Raw genomic sequence first — 20,172 nt, 5'->3', positions numbered from 1 at the left:
CCTGAAATTTCTTGGTGCTTATGAGTTTCAGGCGCAATGATGTTATTAGTTGAAATGGCAAATAACTTCAACATCATTAGTTAATTATTCACACAAGCTAGACAAAAAGCTTTATAGCTTGTGGCGATTAAGTTTATGGGATATCTCTGCAATTAGCCAAATAACGGTATTTACAACTACTTGTTTGTGATTTTTGAAGAGGTATTTATGACTCAGATTAACATTGAAAATCTTCCCCTTTGGGTACAAGAGCGAGACATAGTACTCAAATACAATACAAATGCAACTTGGCGTTATGGTGAGCAACCAGATTATACTCGCTCTAATGAAAATCTAGCTAAGGAAAGTCTATGCAATCATCCAGCAAATTCACTGGAAAAACTTGTGCAGAATTTGGTACGAACTTTCGACATTGAAGCTAATTTTAAAACAAATCCTCAAGAGTGGATTTCTGTAGTTCAAGATAAGTTTCGCATGAGTACCAATGGTGGTAATAGCTATAAATTAGAAGATTTAGTTCAGGCTGGTACTTACAAGCTTTTGATTGGTGATACCCAAAACTATAAAGCTACAGAAGAAGATTTTGAATCTTCAACTCAGCTATTTCATACTGCATTTCCCGATGGGTTTTTGTGGGAAGTCTTAGAAGTGTATTCTGCACCCCCTACTATTACTTTTAAATGGCGGCATTGGGGGCATTTTCGCGGTAATTATCAAGATTATTCCCCTACTGGACAGATGATTGAAGTCATAGGGATGAGTGTTGTTCAAGTTACAGAAGACTGCAAAATTCTGTCTTTAGAACACTATTACGATAACGGTAAATTTTTGCATCAACTAACTTCCGGTGGCAAAACGGGAACTGCTACTAAACAGCAGCTAATGTCAGCAGAAACATCATCTCCAAGTACCGGGAAAGCAACTTTTTTGGGTTTTTTCCGGCGGCTTTTACCAAGCAAACATAAGTCAGCAACAGCTAATTTAAGCGTTAGTGGTTGTCCGTTTGCTGCTTTTTTAAGATAATTTTATAACTTTATAAAAAGTTACAAAATTATCTGCCAGCATAATCACCGACAGCCATCTTGAACAGAGAGAGAGTTAAACCATCTTGTTGCAGTGTCAGGATAGATTACTAGCCAACAAGATGGAGTATTCTAGCAAGGGCAGTAGGAAGCTCCGCAGTGGTATGGCTACGTAAGCGCATCAGAGAAGTACAATAATTTTTGACAAAACTAGGGTCAAACCCAGTAATGGTAAATATTGTGGATATTAATACGCTGTATATTAGTTTCTGATGACTGCTGTGTGTAGATTGAGTTACCAGTTTTTAGTTAACAGTAGCCAGTGTAGTGAGAGGCTGTGCCGACTTGTCGCAACTGGCATTCAATAGTCAAGAGTCATAACTGTGCCTCAAAGATTATAAACTGTTGACAGCTGTCAGCTTAAAGCCATTATTCAGTTTGATGGAGAGAGGTAAAAAAGTCGTGAAAAACTTGGTGCGTTTATTAACACTATTTAGTTTGTTGCTTGGTTGCTGGGGATGGTTAGGTACAACTGGAGTAGCCCAAGCCGTTGGTATCAACGGTCTGACGCTACCACAGGTGCCTGTTTTGGCAGTGGAGTTCCGAAACAAGGCAGATGCTAAACTAGCAACGGAATTTGGTAAAAAAATTGATTTGAACAATACCAACGTCCGCGCTTTTCAAAACTACCCAGGTCTGTATCCTACCCTGGCTAAGAAAATCATCAAAAATGCTCCATACAGCAAGGTAGAAGATATTTTAGATCTACCAGGATTGAGCGATCGCCAAAAAGAACTCCTACAAGCTAATTTCGATAACTTCACTGTGACAGACTTAGAGCCTGCTTTCAATGAAGGAGACGATCGCTTTAACAACGGTATCTACAGATAAGCCCAATTATCGTTAATGTAGAAAATAGTAGTCCACTCCCGATTTTGGGAGTGGTTCTCTGATCACAAAGTACTGAGTGCTGTTAGCGTAGCGGGGCGTTTAGCCCGTGCTGAGTTTTTAAGAAAATATCGTCAAAATTTCCCCTGTCTCTAACTTTGCCTGAAATAGAAATTCCTCGCCAATTTGATGTGATTGTAGTCGGTGCTGGAGCCGCTGGACTATACACAGCACTGTGTTTGCCAAAATCTTTGCAAGTCGGCTTGATTACTAAAGAAACTGTTACTTTGTCTGCTAGTGATTGGGCGCAAGGTGGGATTGCTGCGGCGATCGCTCCTGAAGATTCGCCACGGTTGCACATTGAAGATACAATTCAAGCTGGTGCAGGTTTGTGCGATCGGCAAGCAGTAGAGTTCCTCGCTCAAGAAGCTCCTAGTTGTATTCAATCTTTGGTAAATTTAGGCGTAGCGTTTGACCGTCATGGTCAAGCCTTAGCTTTAACTCTAGAAGCTGCCCATTCTCGTCACCGTGTTCTTCATGCTGCTGACACTACAGGTAGAGAAGTCACAACCACATTAACAGCACAAGTATTACATCGCCAAAATATTCAAGTTATTCAGCAAGCTTTGGCGTTAAGTTTGTGGCTAAACCCCCAAACAGGCCGCTGTCAGGGAGTAAGCCTGTTTTATCAAGGTAAAATTACTTGGGTGCAAGCCAAAGCTGTAGTTTTAGCAACTGGTGGTGGTGGCCAAGTATTTGCCCAAACCACTAACCCAGCAGTGAGTACAGGTGATGGTGTGGCGATCGCTTGGCGGGCTGGGGCGATTCTCCGAGATTTAGAATTTGTGCAGTTTCATCCAACAGCCCTAACTAAACCGGGGGCTGATCGCTTTTTGATTAGTGAAGCTGTCAGAGGTGAGGGCGCGCATTTGGTGGATGATGCTGGACGGCGGTTTGCTTTTGACTATCACCCAGCCGGAGAACTTGCACCCAGAGATGTCGTGAGTAGAGCGATTTTTAGCCACCTGCAACGTACTGCTGTTGATCCGGCTACCGCCCATGTCTGGCTAGATATGCGCCCCATCCCTCCTGAGAAAATTCAGCATCGCTTTCCTAACATTGTTAAGGTTTGTCAGCGTTGGGGAATAGATGTCTTCCATGAACCAATTCCAGTCGCGCCGGCGGCTCATTACTGGATGGGTGGAATTGTAGCAGATTTACAAAATCGGACGAACATTCCTGGTTTATATGCGGTAGGAGAAACCGCTAGTACAGGAGTGCATGGGGCGAATCGTCTGGCGAGTAACTCTTTACTAGAATGTATTGTGTTTGGCGCACAGATGGCAAATCTTCAGTTGGCAGACATTGAACTCAAACCTGATATTTCCGAGTTACACTTGCGAGAATTTAGCTTAGATGAAAATAATTGGCAAACCCAGCAAGCACAGTTAGAAGCATTGCGAGATAAATTACCGCGTTTAGTTTGGCAAAGTGCTGGTATTTGTCGAGAACAATCACGATTAGATGAGGCGATCGCAACTGTCGAATCTTGGCAGCAAGACTTTGCTATTTTACCTTTGAGTCAATTCTTACTTGCTTTACGTGCTAACGAAACTGTTAATTTCCCAGTACCGAATATCGAACGTCAATTAAGACTTTGGGCAGAAACTCGCAATTTACTGGATGTAGCTGATTTAATTCTTAGAAGTGCTGCTTTTAGGACAGAAAGCCGGGGCGGACACTACCGCATCGATTATCCCGAACCCGATCCCCATTGGCAAATTCACACACTTGTACAAGAACATCACTGGAGTAAATCCATCCCTTTAAGCTAATCGCTGCTCAGTAAAACTCTTAGCTGTTTGTCTTGCTACTGCACTATTAATTCAGTTCAGCTGATGGGACACTAATACAGAACGGCCTAAATAAGGCACCTATGATCAGTTAATTAAAAGCCCACTATACGTGTTGCTTTATTTCAAACTTCGACCTTTTTTTTGTATTAGCGTGTACCACTACCGTGCTGACTGTCGGGAACACCGTAATTTGGGGGAACATATATATCTGTTAATTCCTGAGAATTAACATTAGAAGTTGTGACACGATTACCGTCTGAATGAGTCAAACCATTAGCTACTAAATCACTGAGGGTTCCTCTCGCATCAGCAATTTTAGGAATCACTAAACAGGCGCTCACACACAAAACTAAAATACTTGTAATTCTTAAGTTCATCACCATAAAGCCTTTATCCATTTTTTGTATTCCGATTTTATTGAGTACTTTTTTTACCTACATTTGATTCAGTCTGGGTTTCTGAAAAAATTAAACTTTAATAAAATTTTTTGTTTCTCTTCAAAATCGTTTGAGTAAGACACTTTAGGCAAAAAATTGCCTTAACACTTAAGAAATATACCTAAATACTATTAATAGACATCAGCCTAAAGTTAGAATTCATCACAGCGAAAATCTTAAAAGTTCAATAATTACCTCTAAAGTAATAGTCTACAACATGAAATCTTAATAAAATATTCATATTTATATGTCGAAATACTTTAGTATATTGTCATAAGTTATACATATTTACTCAGTATTTTCGAGGTTAATTGGATACATATCAGTAAATATCAGGAATATGCACTACAGAAATTGTCCATTTGGCGATTTCTTAATTAAATCTTAATTTATAAAAGTAAGTATAATTCAAAATTACTTTAAGTAGTGTTACTCATGTATAAATTTATAGGCAAATAATCACCATCGCTAGAATTAGACCCCAATTAAGTAGTACAATTATACTATAAAAGCATTGACAAAAAAATTTAGCCCCTCTGAAAAATGGCTAAATTTACTGTGTTCCGCTAAAATATTTTATTTTCTACTTTTATTGCTTACAGCGTATCTCAAGCTATTGGAGCAACCCAGATATCAAGGCTGTTTTACTGATGAATTCTGCTGTATCTGAGTTCACTGATCAAGTCAACTCATACCGATTTTTACCTAAGTGTTTAGCACGGTACATAGCCGCATCAGCTTGTTGTATTAAAGTTTCCGCGTCTTGGCTGTTAATGGGATAAACACTGATCCCAATACTGGCAGAAATTTTAGTAGTGTATCCTGACAAAACAATTGGTTCCGTAATACTAGCGAGAATCTTTTCTGCCACTCTAGCTGCTATTTGTACATCAGGAATTGCCCGTAGAATTACTGTAAATTCATCACCACCAAGGCGGGAAACAGTATCACTCCCTCGCAAACAGTTGTTGAGTCTCTGGGCGACAATCACCAGCAAGCGATCGCCCATATCATGCCCCAAAGTATCATTAATCTGCTTAAACCCATCCAAGTCAATAAATAACAGTCCTAGTAACAAGTCGTTATTTTGCGCCCAATGCAACGACTCATAAAATTGTTCTACAAAAAATTTTCGGTTAGATAACCCTGTCAGGGGATCATGATAAGCCAGATATCTTAAATGGTCTTCTTTGAGTTTTAATTCAGTATTAGAGCGAAATAACTCATCCGCAGTACGCCGCAGTTCTTCTTCCATTAACTTGCGCTGGGTAATATCTCGAATCACCCCCACTAAGAAAAAATTTCCGGCCGCATCTTTGTGTAGCGATCGCTTAGTCGCAATTAAATGAGTTTGACCAGTCGCATCAGTAAACTGTTCTTCATTTTCTTGCGGTTTTTGCGTTAAAAAAACTAAATTATCTTGTTGACGAAAAACATCAGCTTCATGGCGAGGAAAAAATTCATAATATGATTTTTCCAGGAGTAGACTATCAGGATAACCAATGAATTGACAGTAGGCATCATTTAAGACAATCCACTGATGCTTTTCATTTTTGACAAAAATTGGATCAGGAATAGAATTGATTACTTGATGCAGAAACTCTTTAGAACGCTTCAATTCTTCCTGCATATATGCAATATGAAAAATCATCCATATAGATGCGCTAATAAAGGTGAGTATTCCTGGAATTAAAGGTAGCCACCAACCAGCTAAGAAAGCTAGATAACTGCTCAAAAACAGTATTCCTAAAGATAGTAAAACTCTAGGAATACTTTTACTGAAAGATTTAATCCGCCAGATAATTGCTGAACCTAAATAAGACCACCCAAAAATCCATAAGTATTCCCAGAATTTTGGCCAAACTCTTAATAAGGGTCTTCCTACAAGGGCAGATGAGATTAACTCACTAATAAAATAAGCTTGCAGTTCAATACCAGCCACAGGCTTGGCTGTCCCTAACATTTGACCAGAATAAGGAATAAATACAAAATCTTGCAAACTAGGAGCAGTTGAACCAATCAAGACGATGCGATCGCGTATCCAACTTATTGGTACTTTGCCATCTAGTACATCACTCATCGAAATCTGGCGGAAACTACAGAACTCGCCAGATTTTTTGTCACATAATGGTTTAGGAAAGTTAGCTAAAATTTGATAGCCTTTATCATCAGCCCTAACATAACCACCATCATTGCCTCGAAATGGGATAAATACAGCCTTACCTAAGCTTAAATAATCAGGGTTTTCCGGAGATTTTTTAGGTTTAATATTTTCTGCTTGCAAATACTGTAATGCTAACTTCAAGGCGAAACTTTCGTAGTGTTGATTATTCATGTGTAAATACAACAAATTTCGCCGGACTTTGCCATCGATGTCGTACAGCAAATTATTAAACCCAACTTGCTGGGGATTCATTTTTATAGGCGCTAAAACCCGCGTATTTGTTTTCTCAGTTAATAGTTGAATACCAATTAAATTAGGCATTGAACTATAAATATCAACTAATTCCTGGTGTCCTGGATTTACCGCTAAATCCCGATAAATATCTAAGCCAATGGCACGAGGTTGATGAACTTGTAATTTTTTTAATAACTGAGCAATTACACCATCAGGAATCGGCCAAGAACCCACTCGACGCAAAGAATCTTCATCAATCGCTACAATTGTGATGCGCTCTTCTAGTTGTTCGTTTGGACGTAAGCGAAAAAAATGATCTAACCCTGCTAATTCTAAGGATTGAAACATTCCTACAGAGCGCATCAGTACAATACAGACCGCAACGCTACAAGCAACAACTAATTCTCTATATTTTCGATCAAGTGACTGTTTCAGGTTCAACTTGAAAATTAACCTGACAAAAAGCTTGCCTAGCTGCTTACTCATTCCCATTACCTAGTGGGGAGAAATACTTTTAATTGGTACGGTTATCAACCAGATCTAGATAACTCAGCAAATATACTCTATACGTTTTTGATTTTTTAGTAAAAAATCTTGCTAGTATATTTGTGTTCCAGCAAATAAGTTGAAATAGTGTTGACAAAGAAGGATTCATGGTGACTGATGATTAAGCAAAGGTTAACCAGTATTTCCGTATCGATGAGGAACAGGTTTAGTAAAAATATTGATTGCTAATAAAAAAGTATATTTTCGTTGACTAAAAAGTGACAAATATTTTATTTGCTCAATCAGAGCTAAGAAATGAAAAATTTTAATAATTTTGTTGTAACTTATACTAACGCTGGAAAACAGATTTGCAAAAAAATAAGTCAACTGGGAACATATTGTTACATTAGTCCAGTTGACCACCACAGGTAAGAGCTAATTTAGCAAAACAGTCGCGCTGACAGTAATTACTTAAAATACTTGAAGTTGGTTGGGCCTGTATAACCAGTAATCTTGGCTAATTCCGTGAGGTTTTGAACTCCACTATAAGTTTGACCATTGATGATCCAAGTGGGGAAAGCTTGGATTTTGGCAGCTTGGCATAATTCTGGTTTACCTTTAGGACTGTCGCCCGCACACTCTACCTTAATATTATCGTTAATGATTTGGTATGCTTCTTTACCAAAGATGAGCTTTTGTTCATGACAATGAGGACACCAATAAGCTACGTATTCTTTAGCGCCTATCTTCACCAAATGTTTGGCTAAGGCGATTTCTGATTCGCCAGAGGTTGTGGTAATTTCCCAACCGAATTCTGGGTTAGGCGTTTCTGTGGGTGACGGTGTAAAAGTGATCCTTTCTTGTCCACCAGTTGAGCCAGATATCGTACCTGATTGATTGACACCAGCATAAACACCTAAAGTGCCGAGCAATGTAACCATACCCACAATTAGGGCAATAAATAAAATTTGTCCAATATCTTCCCAGGTACGCCCAAGAATTGTCAAAACTAACAAACTGAGAGAGAACAAAGCTGAGGCTAGACAGTAAGGACACAAGGCTTTGATTTGGAAAGCTAGTACATACATTAAATAGCCACTGAAAACAGACATAGCGATCGCTCCCACCAACAACAGCAACCATGTCAAGTTTTCTATTTGCTTGCGCTGGTTGTTATCCTCAGATTTCAATACCAAGGGAGCCAAAGCCAAAATCACCATACTGATGTATGCCAAAAATCCAAACAAAGCCAGTGGTTGACCGAAAACTGTACCCCAAGCACTAGAAAGTACATCGTTACAGCCTTTAGTACCAGCTTGTGCTACACAAGCTGCACTCCCTCCTGTAAGTTTTTCGATGGTGAGATAGCCTGTAACCAAAGCACCACATCCGGCGATCGCGGCAATTATTGGGCGCGACCATTTATGAATCCAAGGAGTAGAACGGCGGCGAATCATAACTGCGAAGTATGAAGTATAAAGTGTGAAGTCGGAGGTATGTAGACGCGCTTTGCGTGGCTTCCTGTACTCCTATGGGGAACAAGCTACGCAAAGCGTCTCCCTTGGGGAGAAGGGTAGCCTGAAGTGTGAAGTATCCAAGTTCTTCCCACTTCCTACACCCTACTGCCTACTTACTATGAATGTAACTTGACTTGTTCTGACGGTTTACTTGTGTTTTTGGAGTTCCAAGTGCGACGTGCTGCTTCAACAAATTGACTGACACGAATCGGATCAATTGGTTGCTCAATCCGACCATGACGCTTTAATGAACTCGAAACTATCACACCATCTGCTGCCTGCAACAGGGTGCCAATATTTTCCCAATCGGCTCCGCTACCAACAAATACTGGTGTACCGTTGGCTGCACCACAAGCTAGTTCTAAATCTTCCTGGCTAGGAGGACTACCTGTTGCCCAGCCAGATAAAATTACTGCATCAGCTAAACCTCTTTCAATCGTGTCTTTGACTGCGACTGTAAGATTGGGAGAACTTAAAGGCCGAGCGTGCTTGACTAAGACATCTGCCAAAATTTTGACATCAGCGCCTAATTCTCGACGATAGCGGAGTAATTGATGGGCTTCACCTTCAATTAATCCTTGATCGGTGGCCATTACCCCTGTTAAAACATTGACACGGATAAATGCTGCCCGCACACAACTGGCGATCGCGATCGCACTTTTGGCATCATTCCGCAACACATTTAAACCCAGCGGCAAGGTTACTAAATTTTGTATCCTTTGCACCACCACAGTCATAGCACTCACAACTGCTGGATCAACTTGATTTTTTGTAAATGGTGCGTCGAAAAAATTCTCTACAATAATGCCATCTACTCCGCCACTAGCAAGGGCTGTCGCTTCTTGTTCGGCGCGGTCAATCACAGCTTTTAGGCTACCTCCCCAGCGGGGCGAGGTGGGTAACGGCAGTAGGTGAACTACGCCAATAATTGGTGTACGAGTTTTAAAGATCTGATATAAGTCCACGTCTTCAAATATTATTCAGGGATTAGGGATTAGGGATTGGGTTTTAGGAGTAAAATTCACCTAGCTCCCATTTTCTCGTCTCACGTCCCTAGTTCCTTGATTAGCATTGATATGTTCTCTGGTACTAGTTTTACTACCTCCATCTGTGGATGGAATTTGGCGTAAAACGTTCCATAAGATATGTTAAGATAAAACCTGGCTACAAGAGGAGTTTGCCACTCACAACACGCAAGGCAGCTTCCCGTAGTTTAGGCATCTTGCCTGAGCATTGGGTAGCATTACCGCTTGATTAGGCGTAGTCGCAAGTGCGATTTCCCTAGGGTAGCGACTTCTCACAACCAGCCTTTTGGGCGGCTTCCCGACGGGTAAATTAGCAACGTATACGCTGCGGTAGTGTAAAATACTAACAAGCGATTTGTTAAAAAATATTACAAGTGTCTTAAAAATTCAAAGACACCCCCATTTACCCTGGGAAACAGACTAATAGTAGACACAATCATAGCATGACCGCAAATTCTCCAGGTCGGAAGTCCACTGACAGTTGTTGATAGTGGAAAAATTTACCTGGGAGTTGTCAGCAACAAAGGCGTGCATCACAAAGAGCGAAGTCACCGCCCTTTTTATGACTAGGAAGAAAAAACTTCAGAAATCAATGTATGGGTGAAAAGCCAACAATAGCAATATCTCATTTGGGCTGCGAAAAAAATCGAATTGATACAGAACACATGCTTGGGCTGCTGGTAGAAGCAGGTTATGGCGTAGATACAAATGAAGAGTTAGCAGATTACGTTATCGTTAATACTTGTAGTTTTATTGAAGCAGCAAGAGAAGAATCTGTCAGAACTTTAGTAGAATTGGCAGAGGCTAATAAAAAAATCGTTATAACAGGCTGCATGGCGCAGCATTTCCAAGAGCAGTTATTGGAAGAGTTGCCCGAAGCAGTAGCAGTGGTGGGGACAGGCGACTATCATAAAATCGTCAATGTCATTGAGCGAGCCGAACAAGGAGAGCGTGTTAAACAAATTAGCGCCGAACCAACTTACATCGCTGATGAAACCACACCGCGTTACCGCACTACAACAGAGGGTGTTGCCTACCTGAGAGTAGCTGAAGGATGCGATTATCGGTGTGCGTTTTGTATTATTCCTTATCTGCGAGGTAATCAGCGATCGCGTACTATTGAATCGATTGTGGCTGAAGCAGAGCAATTAGCCAGCCAAGGCGTAAAAGAAATCATTCTGATTTCCCAAATCACAACTAACTACGGATTGGACATTTACGGTAAGCCCAAACTAGCCGAACTACTCCGAGCCTTGGGGAAAGTGGATATACCTTGGATTAGAATGCACTATGCTTATCCCACAGGATTGACCCCAGAAGTAATTGCGGCAATCCAAGAAACACCCAACGTATTACCTTACTTGGATTTGCCATTGCAACATTCTCATCCTGAAATTCTGCGCTCCATGAACCGTCCTTGGCAAGGGCGTGTAAATAATGAAATTATCGAGCGCATCAAAACTGCACTACCAACAGCAGTATTGCGGACAACATTTATTGTTGGTTTTCCAGGAGAAACCGCAGAGCATTTTGAGCATCTACTCAACTTCGTGCAGCAGCATGAATTTGACCATGTTGGTGTCTTTACCTTTTCACCAGAAGAAGGAACCCCCGCTTACAGTTTGCCCAATCAGTTACCCCAAGAACTGATGGACGAACGGCGGCAAAGACTCATGGAACTTCAGCAGCCCATTTCTTGGCAAAAAAATCAACAGGAAGTTGGCAAAGTAGTTGATGTCCTGATTGAGCAAGAAAATCCTGAAAGTGGTGAATTAATTGGCCGTTCCAGCAGAAGTTCGCCAGAAGTCGATGGTCAGGTGTATGTCACAGGCGCAGCAAAATTAGGAACCATTGTGCCGGTAGCAATTCGCAGTGCTGATACTTATGACCTCTACGGTCAAATTGTTGAGAGTTACAAATAGATTTCGATTTCCCAGTATCAAAGTCAATAAAGCAAAATCTAGGAGAATTGATGAATCTTTCGTTTATTGAACTAGGAATTTCCCAAGAACGCGCTGAACTATTAGAAAAAATGGGCTTTACTGCGCCTACTAACATTCAAATCCAAGCCATTCCTCAACTATTGGCAGGCAGAGATGTAGTTGGACAGTCTCAAACAGGCACAGGCAAAACAGCCGCTTTTTCTCTACCAATTTTAGAACGGCTCGATGTTAACCAAAGAGGCGTGCAAGCTGTAGTTTTAACACCAACCCGGGAATTAGCCATTCAAGTCCATGATGCTGTTAGCCAATTTATCGGCAACAGTGGCTTACGGGCTTTAGCAATTTACGGTGGTCAATCAATTGACCGCCAAATTATGCAACTCAAACGCGGCGTTCATATTGTTGTTGGTACTCCCGGACGGGTGATTGACTTGCTAGAGCGTGGTTGCTTGAAATTAGATCAAGTCAAGTGGTTTGTGTTGGATGAAGCCGATGAAATGTTAAGCATGGGCTTTATCGATGATGTTGAGAAAATTCTTTCTCAAGCACCCCAAGAACGACAAACAGCGTTGTTCTCCGCCACAATGCCCCCGTCAATTCGGATGTTGGTGAACAAGTTTTTGCACTCGCCGGTCACAGTCACCGTTGAACAGCCAAAAGCTGCACCCAACAAAATCAATCAAGTAGCTTACTTAATTCCTCGTCATTGGACAAAAGCCAAAGCATTACAGCCAATTCTGGAAATGGAAGATCCAGAAACAGCCTTAATCTTTGTGCGTACCAGAAGAACTGCGGCAGAACTTACCAACCAACTGCAAGCAGCGGGTCATAGTGTAGATGAATATCACGGTGATTTGTCTCAACAAGCCAGAGAACGGTTATTAACTCGGTTCCGTAATCGTCAAGTGCGCTGGGTAGTAGCAACTGACATTGCTGCACGGGGTTTAGATGTTGACCAACTATCCCATGTAATCAATTACGATTTACCCGATAGCGTGGAAACCTACGTGCATCGGATTGGTCGGACTGGTCGTGCAGGTAAAGAAGGTACAGCAATTACCTTAGTTCAGCCTTTTGAGCGTCGCAAACAGCAAATATTTGAGCGCCATAACCGTCAAACCTGGCAACTACTGTCGATTCCTACACGGGCGCAGATTGAAGCACGGCACATCAACAAATTGCAAGAACAAGTCAGAGAAGCCTTAACTGGTGAAAGGTTAGCTTCATTCTTACCTATTGTCAGCGAATTAATTGAACAGTATGATGCTCATGCGATCGCTGCTGCTGCACTACAACTTGCTTACGATGAAACCCGTCCCGCTTGGTTAAGCTCAGAAGTAGAAATTCCCGAAGAAGTTCCTGTTGCCAAACCCAAGATTGTGAAGCAGCGTCGGGAATTTTCTGGCGACAGAAACCGTTCTTGGAACAAGTCAGATGCTAATAACGGTGACGATGACAGACGCTCTACACCCAAGCCCAAGCTGCGGACAGGCGGCCGTCGTGAAGCTCCTGTTTCTGCCAATCAAAAGCTAGGTTCGTCTTCAGCTAGAGAATCAGCTTCTTAGTCATTAGTTAAGAGTCAATGGTCAAAAGTCATTAGTTACAGGCTATTGATCATTAGCTTTGATTGCTAACCGATTTCATCAGCTTGTAGGAACATAGATAAAGATGTATTTTCTCAAGTCTTATGTTCGCTATTGCAGATTTAGAGCAGCTACAAGCTGAATATTTATAATTATTGAGTGAATTGAACCGCAAATGAAGGCAGATGGTTGATCTGTATAGATAAAGTATGGATGACTCAAGCTCTACATAAAACAACATTTGCCGAAGCACAACAAATTTTCCAAGCAGGTAGTTATTTAGCTTGAAACGAAGTTAATTCAACCAAGGACGAGTAGCTTTTTCGATTGCTTCGATTTCATCGTTATTCAAGTGCCAGCCTAAAGCACCAGCATTTTGTCTGACTTGTTCGGCTGTTTTTACCCCAGCGATGGGAATCACATTACCTTGTGCAATTAACCAGTTGAGTGCTACTTGCGCCGGAGTGCGATCGTGTTTTTCTCCTATACTGTGTAGTAAAGATATCACTGGTGCGATTTTTTGCAAGCCTTCTTTACTAAAATTTGGGTTCAGCTTTCTAGCACCGCTTAAGGTTTCGAGATTTTCCGGCGTGTATTTGCCTGTAAGCAATCCTTGAGCTAAAGGACTATAAGCTAAAATTGTTACGCCAAGCTCACGGGCAGTTGCAATAATACCACTACTTTCTACTTGGCGAGTAAGTAGAGAATAACGTACTTGGTTGACTGCTAATGGAACTCCCTTAGCTGCTAATATGTGATGTGCTTCTCGCATTTGTGCTGCTGAGTAATTACTCACACCAACTGCGGCAATTCTTCCCCGCTTCACTTCATCGGCTAAGGTGTTCATCAGTGTTTCTTGACTCAACAAAAAAGCAAATGGCCAATGCACTTGATACAGTTCAATTCTCTCTAGTTGCAAGCGTTTGAGGCTTTCTGTTAAAGCATCACTAACAGACTGTCCTGTGAATCTCCAAGGAAGCGGGCCAAATTTGGTGGCAACTTGTACAGCTTGTTGCGTCTGCTTGATGAATTGCCCTAAAAATTTTTCTGACAGTCCCATTCCATAAATTTCGGCAGTGTCAAAAAATGTAACACCCGCTTCTAAGGCTGCTGTAAAGGCTGCTTGTAATTGTTCTGGGCCGTAGTCGCTGCCATAATTCCAGAAAAGTTTATCACCCCAAGCCCAAGTACCAATACATAGGGGTGGAACAGTCGGGCCATTTTTACCTAATGTGATGGTTTCCACGATCGCAAGTTTTACTATTTACATTTCTTTACTTTTTTAGTGTAGCGTTGGTTAGTAATTTGATTTTGGTGCGATCGCTGTTTTTTATCCCAGCTTTTTTGCAAAAATTTAGATTAATTATTTTTTATCAAATATGTATTTCTGTATAGATTGCTAACGGGTCGATAACTGTTTGAACTTCTCCTGCCATTTCAGTCCATAAATCAGCCATATTTACAGTGCCGGCAATTCCAGGGAATGTAGTTTTTTCTATCCTTCGTTTTGGTACAAATCCAACAATTGTTGTTTCTACATCTCCAGGCATTACGTATGTTGAGCGTAGCTGATCTTTCGTAATACATAGATTTTCAACATTAAGAGAGCTAATCAAAATTGAATTTCCTATTTTTGTGTGCAAAGTAATTTCACCAAGGGAGAATAACTTCACAGTTTGAAACATTAATTTAACTGCATCCGCTTGTAGTGCTTCTTCTTGAGGAGAATTATTAGCTATAAGATTTCCAAATTCATCAAAAATTTTTAGTAATGAATTCCAATCAAAAAATTTAGATACTCCTGTAATTTTGATTAAAGAAGCATACTGTTTTAACTGATTTTCATGATGAATTTCTTTTAAAATGCCTCTAGTAATTAGTATTTTTTCAAGTATTAAATAAGTATTATGATAATCAATTTTATCTTGTGAAAAACTTTCGGATGATTCATCTATTATGGTTCTTGCACCTTCTTTATATCCTTCTCTTTTGGTTATTTTATCATTCCCTTTGCCTGATATTCCCCCTATAAGATTTTTTGGACCTAGACTGAACTCTACATCTCTAGATTCTTCCTCAGTTTTTTCTGTATATTTTTCACCATGTACATCAGTAGTTTTATTTCCAATATTCTCTGTTAGTCTTCTGATTTGAATAATTCCATCTTCTAATTGAGAAGAATATGAATTCAGACGATTTATATCTAAATATATAAAGTGTTTTAGATTAGTATCGCTTCCATTGTTTTCTGAGTTCATCTCTTCTACTGTCACGTTTGATTTCTGCTTGGAAGGTACGCTCTTTTTCTTCATCCTCATTATTTTTGATAATTGAATTCAATTCTTCTGAAGATTGTTCTGATTTTTGCTTTGATGTTTCTTTTAATGCTTTAGTAATTTTTTGGCTTAGTTCGGCTGCATACTGAATCTGTTTATCTAATTCACTGGGTTCGGAGGACATTATTCTTCGCCTCACTACTTGCAGACTATTTAAATTCAGTTTACCCATTTTTGACGAAAAATTCGATTTATTATTTCTTAAGCTAGCTGTAGCATTGTAGCAAAGCTGTGGTTGACCTCTATGAGTGTTTGTACTACTCAAATAGTAAGGGATGGAGAGCAGCTTTGCTAATCTCTTTTGCTCATAACTTGACAGTTTCAGCTTTTTGATATCTTCTACTTTGAGTCAGCATCTCTACTACCAAAGCCAAAAATTGATGTGTTGAAATGACTGGGTCTTTGGAATATCGAACAGTTTATCTTTAATTAAAGAGAGACTATTTTGATAAACCATCCAAAAAACTAACTATGGCAAGCGGTGAAGTGTTTGATAGTGAAACAAAATACCCAGTTGCGCCAAGGGTCAATTTACCGACTATGTTTCGGCTTGGCTTGTTTCAAATGGGCTTGAGCATGATGTCGATTTTGACTCTGGGTGTACTCAACAGGGTCATGATTCAAGAAATTGCGATTCCGGCGACGTTGGTATCGCTGGTTCTGGCTTTACCTGCGTTTGTGTCGCCTTCGCGGATATGGTTTGGTCAGATGTCGGATGCTAAACCGTTGTGGGGTTATCACCGGACGGCTTATGTATGGGTGGGGGCGGCGATATTTGCGATCGCTGCTTTTTTAGCTGTACAAGTAATGTGGCAACTGAATAATGCTGCGAGTGTCTCTGGTGCTTGGGTTTGGACAACTCAAACCATTGGCTGGACAGCTTTGCTATCTTTAGTTTTTGCCATTTACGGTTTAGCAATTTGCGCTAGTGGTACGGCTTTTGCGGCTTTGTTGGTAGATGTATCGGAAGAAGATAACCGTTCTAAAGTCGTCGGTGTAGTTTGGTCAATGCTGATGGTGGGAATTATTGTCGGCGCAATTATTAGTTCTAGCTTGCTCAAGCAATTAACCCCAGAAGCAACTCCAGAAACATTACAAGCATCAATTAACCGATTATTTATAATTGTCCCAGCAATTGTGTTTGGACTAGCGATTGTCGCTACATTCGGTGTTGAAAAAAAATACTCCCAATACGCCAACCGTTCCACACTGGTTAACCGCGAGGACAGCATTACTTTAGATGCGGCTTGGAAAATTTTAACCGCCAGTCCCCAAACAGGCTTGTTTTTCACATTTTTGGTGGTAATGACGCTGTGCTTGTTTATGCAAGATCCAATTTTAGAACCTTATGCCGGTCAGGTGTTTAATATGCCTTTGGCGGAAAGCACCAAATTAAACATTTATTATGGTATGGGTTTGCTGGTTGCTTACGCTGTGGCTGGCTTTTTGATAGTTCCGCGTTTAGGTAAGCGCAAAAGCGCACGCTTAGGCTGTATGTTGGTGGCTTTGTGTGCATTATTGCTAGGGATTTCTGGATTTACAGCTAATGCAGCTTTTCTCAAATTTGGTTTGGTATTATTCGGTTTAGCGACTGGGTTCTTAACCACGGCTGCAATTAGCTTGATGCTAGATTTAACCGCAGCCGAAGCCGCCGGGACGTTTATCGGTGCATGGGGACTAGCGCAGTCTATTTCTAGGGGTTTAGCGGTTGTCATCGGCGGTACACTTTTGGATATCGGGCGGAGAGTGTTACCTAGTTTGGAACTAGCTTATGGGTTGGTATTTGCCTTAGAAGCTGTGGGAATGGTGTTGTCAATTGGGTTTCTCAACCGTGTCAACATTACAGAATTTCAAACAACTACCAAGCAAGCGATCGCATCTGTCTTAGAAAGCGATCTAGACTAATTGAAATTTGGTGTATGGGTATTAAGGTAAGGCAAAAGGAAAAAGGCAAAAGTAAAAAAACTAATCTTTTACCTTTTTACTTTTAACTTTTTCCTTTATTAACTCACTCCCTAGTAATCTAATGAATGATTTTTGGTTAACAGTTCTCGATTTTGCCCACACTACCACTGCTAGAGTGGGTAAACAACTAATACAAGATTTTGGACAAGTACAGGCTTTACAAAAAGCTGATGGTACTTTGGTAACGCGCGCCGATAAATGGGCAGATCAGGAAATTCGGGATGCGATCGCTGCTAATTTTGCTGGTTATGGTATTCTCAGCGAGGAAGCCGATAAGACATTTCCCGGTACGGAATGGTGTTGGGTAATCGACCCTTTGGATGGGACAACTAATTTTACCCGTGGAATTCCAATTTGGTCGATTTCTCTGGGTTTGCTGTATCAAGGTACGCCTGTGTTCGGGTATGTTCACGTACCGCTATTGGGTCAGAGTTTTCACGGTTTTTGGCCAGGTACATCTGGTTTAGCCACACCCACGGGAGCATTTCTCAACAATCATCCTATCCATACTAGTGTTGATGCTCCCAGTAATAATCACTTTTTTAACCTTTGTTCTCGCAGTACCTCTGTTATTCAACCAGGATTTCCCTGCAAAATTCGGATGTTGGGTGTGGCTAGTTATAACTTTCTCACCGTGGCGACTGGGGCGGTGTTAGGTGGAATTGAAGCGACACCAAAAGTTTGGGATATAGCCGGCGCTTGGGTAATTGTGCAAGCGGCTGGTGGGAGTTGGAATTCTCTCAAATCTGAGCCATTTCCATTATCAGTGGGAGAAGATTATAGCGATCGCTCTTTTCCTACCTTAGTTCTCAGCCGTGCAGAATTGGCGACAGTATTTGAACCATTTCTCAAAGAGTTGAAAATTTAATATCTATCAGATAGCTGATCTAAAAAGCCTACATTAATCTTCATTGTGTAGGCTTTTATACTTTAATTTAATAAAAGTTTGAACCAACAATGTTTTTAATGTAAATCAAATTGTACTGATCCTGATTGGAGTGTAAGTCTAGCGAAACTACTAAGTTACATAACGTTGTACTTGGTATAAATCTGATGTTATCCAACCTAGAAATAATTCACGAATTTGTAGACAAAACTATCCACAACAAAGATATTTTATTATCCAATTCTGCTTTGACAGCACAAACTGTATATAACACTAACCAACTTACAGCAAAATCTCAAGGTGTAATTGCTACAGCACAGTTAAATTGTGCATTATCTGAGTTTCTAGTTCAGGCAAATTCTACTCATTGGGAATCGATAAATCAGGTATTAGTAGAATACAGCTATCTCTTAAAAGGAGAGATAGACAATCGAGGTTTCTATCAATATAAATATTGTAAAGTGCCAAAAGGTTATCAGATGCACTGTACTAAATCTGTGTTTTTATGGCGTGCTTGGTGGAGATATCGCAAGAATGTTTTAAAAGGTGGTATTCCTTTGGATCTTTTGATTCAAAATCGTGATGCTTGGTATCCCATCAGAGATTTAACTATTAGTGATGGGCTACTTTATATCAAAACTTTAGGAAGTGAAATTGCAGTTCATTCAGAAGATTTGATTATTTGGTTAAATAAGATTGGTGTTGATTGCCATCAAAATACGGGCGAATTTGCTTAGGCTTGGAGTAATTTCACAAACGCAGAGGGGCGCAGAGTTAAGCGCAAAGTCACGCGGAGTAGAGTAAAGTTGTTATACTATTCACCGGTTGGTGCAGTATCTACCAGTGGAATAGTGATGAAAGGACTGTGGCTCGAAAACCAACAACTAAAACTACGCACAGATATTCCGGTTCCCGAACCTAAATTAGGGGAAGCTTTGGTGCGTGTTTTGCATGCGGGAATTTGTAATACTGACCTGGAGTTGAAGCGGGGTTACTATCCGTATGCTGGTATTCTGGGACATGAGTTTGTCGGTGTTGTGGAACAAGGGCCGGAGAACTTAATCAATAAACGGGTAGTAGGCGAAATTAATGCAGCCTGTAGTCATTGTCGGTTCTGTCGCCGAGGACAACCGACTCACTGCGAAAATCGCACGGTGTTGGGTATTGTGAACCGTCACGGGGCTTTTGCAGATTATCTGTGTTTACCCATAGAAAACTTACATCCTGTACCGGATAATGTGCCTACAGACATTGCAACTTTTACCGAACCACTAGCAGCAGCGTTAGAAATTCAGCAGCAGGTGGTGTTGTGTTCAGACGACCGGGTGTTAGTTGTGGGAGATGGGAAACTTGGTCAACTTGTAGCCCAAACGCTGGCTTTAACTGGCTGCGACTTGTTGGTTATCGGTCGTCATCCCGAAAAACTGACGAATTTAGCAGCCAGAGGAATTAAAACTGGTTTAGTTGATGCAGTTACCGATAAAGCTTTTGATATTTCTGTAGATTGTACTGGTAATCCTGAAGGATTTGCGATCGCTCGTCGCGCTTTAATACCTCGTGGTACCCTAGTCATGAAAAGTACATACGCAGGCAATTTAAGTTTAGATGCTTCGTCTTTGGTTGTGGACGAAATCACCCTGATTGGTTCTCGCTGTGGCCCTTTTCCGGCTGCTTTGGAATTATTAGCAGCAGAAAAAGTAGACGTAAAACCTCTAATTCATGCCCATTATCCCTTCACAGAAGCTCTTGCAGCTTTTGAAGAAGCACAACGTCGGGGCGTGTTAAAAGTATTGTTGGAAGTTGGTGAAGTATGAAGTATGAAATTTATAC

16 protein-coding genes are annotated in these 20,172 nt (G+C 40.8%); 9 read left to right on the top strand and 7 right to left on the bottom strand.

Annotated features, from left to right (window positions below):
• Positions 1–207 precede the first annotated feature (207 nt).
• From NCWK1_RS13370 to nadB, 3 genes are all read left to right on the top strand, one after another.
• A complete protein-coding gene (locus NCWK1_RS13370) occupies positions 208–1,023 on the top strand; it encodes an ester cyclase (protein WP_103125055.1) in 816 nt (271 codons plus the stop codon).
• Between the two features lie 461 nt (positions 1,024–1,484).
• Complete coding sequence (gene psbU, locus NCWK1_RS13365; RefSeq protein WP_103125141.1) at positions 1,485–1,913, top strand: photosystem II complex extrinsic protein PsbU; 429 nt, start codon at positions 1,485–1,487, stop codon at positions 1,911–1,913.
• Positions 1,914–2,068: 155 nt separating this feature from the next.
• Positions 2,069–3,745: an L-aspartate oxidase gene (gene nadB, locus NCWK1_RS13360; RefSeq protein WP_103125054.1), complete on the top strand. Its 1,677-nt coding sequence runs from the start codon at positions 2,069–2,071 to the stop codon at positions 3,743–3,745.
• A 167-nt stretch (positions 3,746–3,912) separates the two neighbouring features.
• Here nadB and NCWK1_RS13355 read toward each other — a convergent pair whose 3' ends face one another.
• The 4 genes from NCWK1_RS13355 to btpA form a co-directional block, all read right to left on the bottom strand.
• Positions 3,913–4,164, bottom strand: a complete 252-nt coding sequence (locus NCWK1_RS13355; protein ID WP_096583272.1) for a hypothetical protein — start codon at positions 4,162–4,164, stop codon at positions 3,913–3,915.
• Positions 4,165–4,882: 718 nt separating this feature from the next.
• Positions 4,883–7,087 (bottom strand): CHASE2 domain-containing protein, encoded by a 2,205-nt coding sequence (locus NCWK1_RS13350; protein WP_103125053.1) that lies wholly within the window; start codon positions 7,085–7,087, stop codon positions 4,883–4,885.
• A gap of 467 nt (positions 7,088–7,554) precedes the next feature.
• On the bottom strand, positions 7,555–8,544 hold the full coding sequence (locus NCWK1_RS13345; protein ID WP_096583276.1) for a vitamin K epoxide reductase family protein: 990 nt from the start codon (positions 8,542–8,544) through the stop codon (positions 7,555–7,557).
• A 176-nt stretch (positions 8,545–8,720) separates the two neighbouring features.
• On the bottom strand, positions 8,721–9,569 hold the full coding sequence (gene btpA / locus NCWK1_RS13340) for a photosystem I biogenesis protein BtpA (protein WP_096583278.1): 849 nt from the start codon (positions 9,567–9,569) through the stop codon (positions 8,721–8,723).
• A 656-nt stretch (positions 9,570–10,225) separates the two neighbouring features.
• Between btpA and rimO the strand changes: the two genes are divergently transcribed.
• Positions 10,226–11,551, top strand: a complete 1,326-nt coding sequence (gene rimO, locus NCWK1_RS13335) for a 30S ribosomal protein S12 methylthiotransferase RimO (protein ID WP_096583280.1) — start codon at positions 10,226–10,228, stop codon at positions 11,549–11,551.
• A gap of 50 nt (positions 11,552–11,601) precedes the next feature.
• Positions 11,602–13,137, top strand: coding sequence for a DEAD/DEAH box helicase (locus NCWK1_RS13330; RefSeq protein ID WP_103125052.1), 1,536 nt, complete (start codon positions 11,602–11,604; stop codon positions 13,135–13,137).
• A gap of 313 nt (positions 13,138–13,450) precedes the next feature.
• On the opposite strand, the gene NCWK1_RS13325 is transcribed toward NCWK1_RS13330, so the two are convergent.
• From NCWK1_RS13325 to NCWK1_RS13315, 3 genes are all read right to left on the bottom strand, one after another.
• Complete coding sequence (locus NCWK1_RS13325; RefSeq protein ID WP_103125051.1) at positions 13,451–14,401, bottom strand: aldo/keto reductase; 951 nt, start codon at positions 14,399–14,401, stop codon at positions 13,451–13,453.
• A gap of 127 nt (positions 14,402–14,528) precedes the next feature.
• Positions 14,529–15,428 (bottom strand): DUF6414 family protein, encoded by a 900-nt coding sequence (locus NCWK1_RS13320; protein ID WP_146033986.1) that lies wholly within the window; start codon positions 15,426–15,428, stop codon positions 14,529–14,531.
• Positions 15,382–15,615 (bottom strand): hypothetical protein, encoded by a 234-nt coding sequence (locus NCWK1_RS13315; RefSeq protein WP_103125049.1) that lies wholly within the window; start codon positions 15,613–15,615, stop codon positions 15,382–15,384. Before NCWK1_RS13315 ends, NCWK1_RS13320 begins: the two co-directional genes overlap by 47 nt.
• A 347-nt stretch (positions 15,616–15,962) precedes the next feature.
• Here NCWK1_RS13315 and NCWK1_RS13310 point away from each other — a divergent pair, with 347 nt between their 5' ends.
• The 4 genes from NCWK1_RS13310 to NCWK1_RS13295 all read left to right on the top strand — a co-directional run bounded on the left by NCWK1_RS13310 (position 15,963) and on the right by NCWK1_RS13295 (position 20,156).
• On the top strand, positions 15,963–17,396 hold the full coding sequence (locus NCWK1_RS13310) for a BCD family MFS transporter (RefSeq protein WP_103125048.1): 1,434 nt from the start codon (positions 15,963–15,965) through the stop codon (positions 17,394–17,396).
• Positions 17,397–17,517: 121 nt separating this feature from the next.
• A complete protein-coding gene (locus tag NCWK1_RS13305; RefSeq protein WP_103125047.1) occupies positions 17,518–18,324 on the top strand; it encodes an inositol monophosphatase family protein in 807 nt (268 codons plus the stop codon).
• A 185-nt stretch (positions 18,325–18,509) separates the two neighbouring features.
• Entirely contained in the window at positions 18,510–19,079 is a 570-nt protein-coding gene (locus NCWK1_RS13300; RefSeq protein WP_103125046.1) for a hypothetical protein, read from the top strand.
• Positions 19,080–19,196: 117 nt separating this feature from the next.
• Positions 19,197–20,156 carry an MDR/zinc-dependent alcohol dehydrogenase-like family protein gene (locus tag NCWK1_RS13295; RefSeq protein ID WP_103125045.1) on the top strand — a complete coding sequence of 320 codons (960 nt, stop codon included), beginning with the start codon at positions 19,197–19,199 and terminating at the stop codon, positions 20,154–20,156.
• Positions 20,157–20,172: the final 16 nt, after the last annotated feature.

This window comes from Nostoc cycadae WK-1 (assembly GCF_002897135.1).
In the GTDB taxonomy this organism is placed as follows: domain Bacteria; phylum Cyanobacteriota; class Cyanobacteriia; order Cyanobacteriales; family Nostocaceae; genus Nostoc_B.
This window is presented reverse-complemented; position numbering and strand designations above follow the sequence as displayed.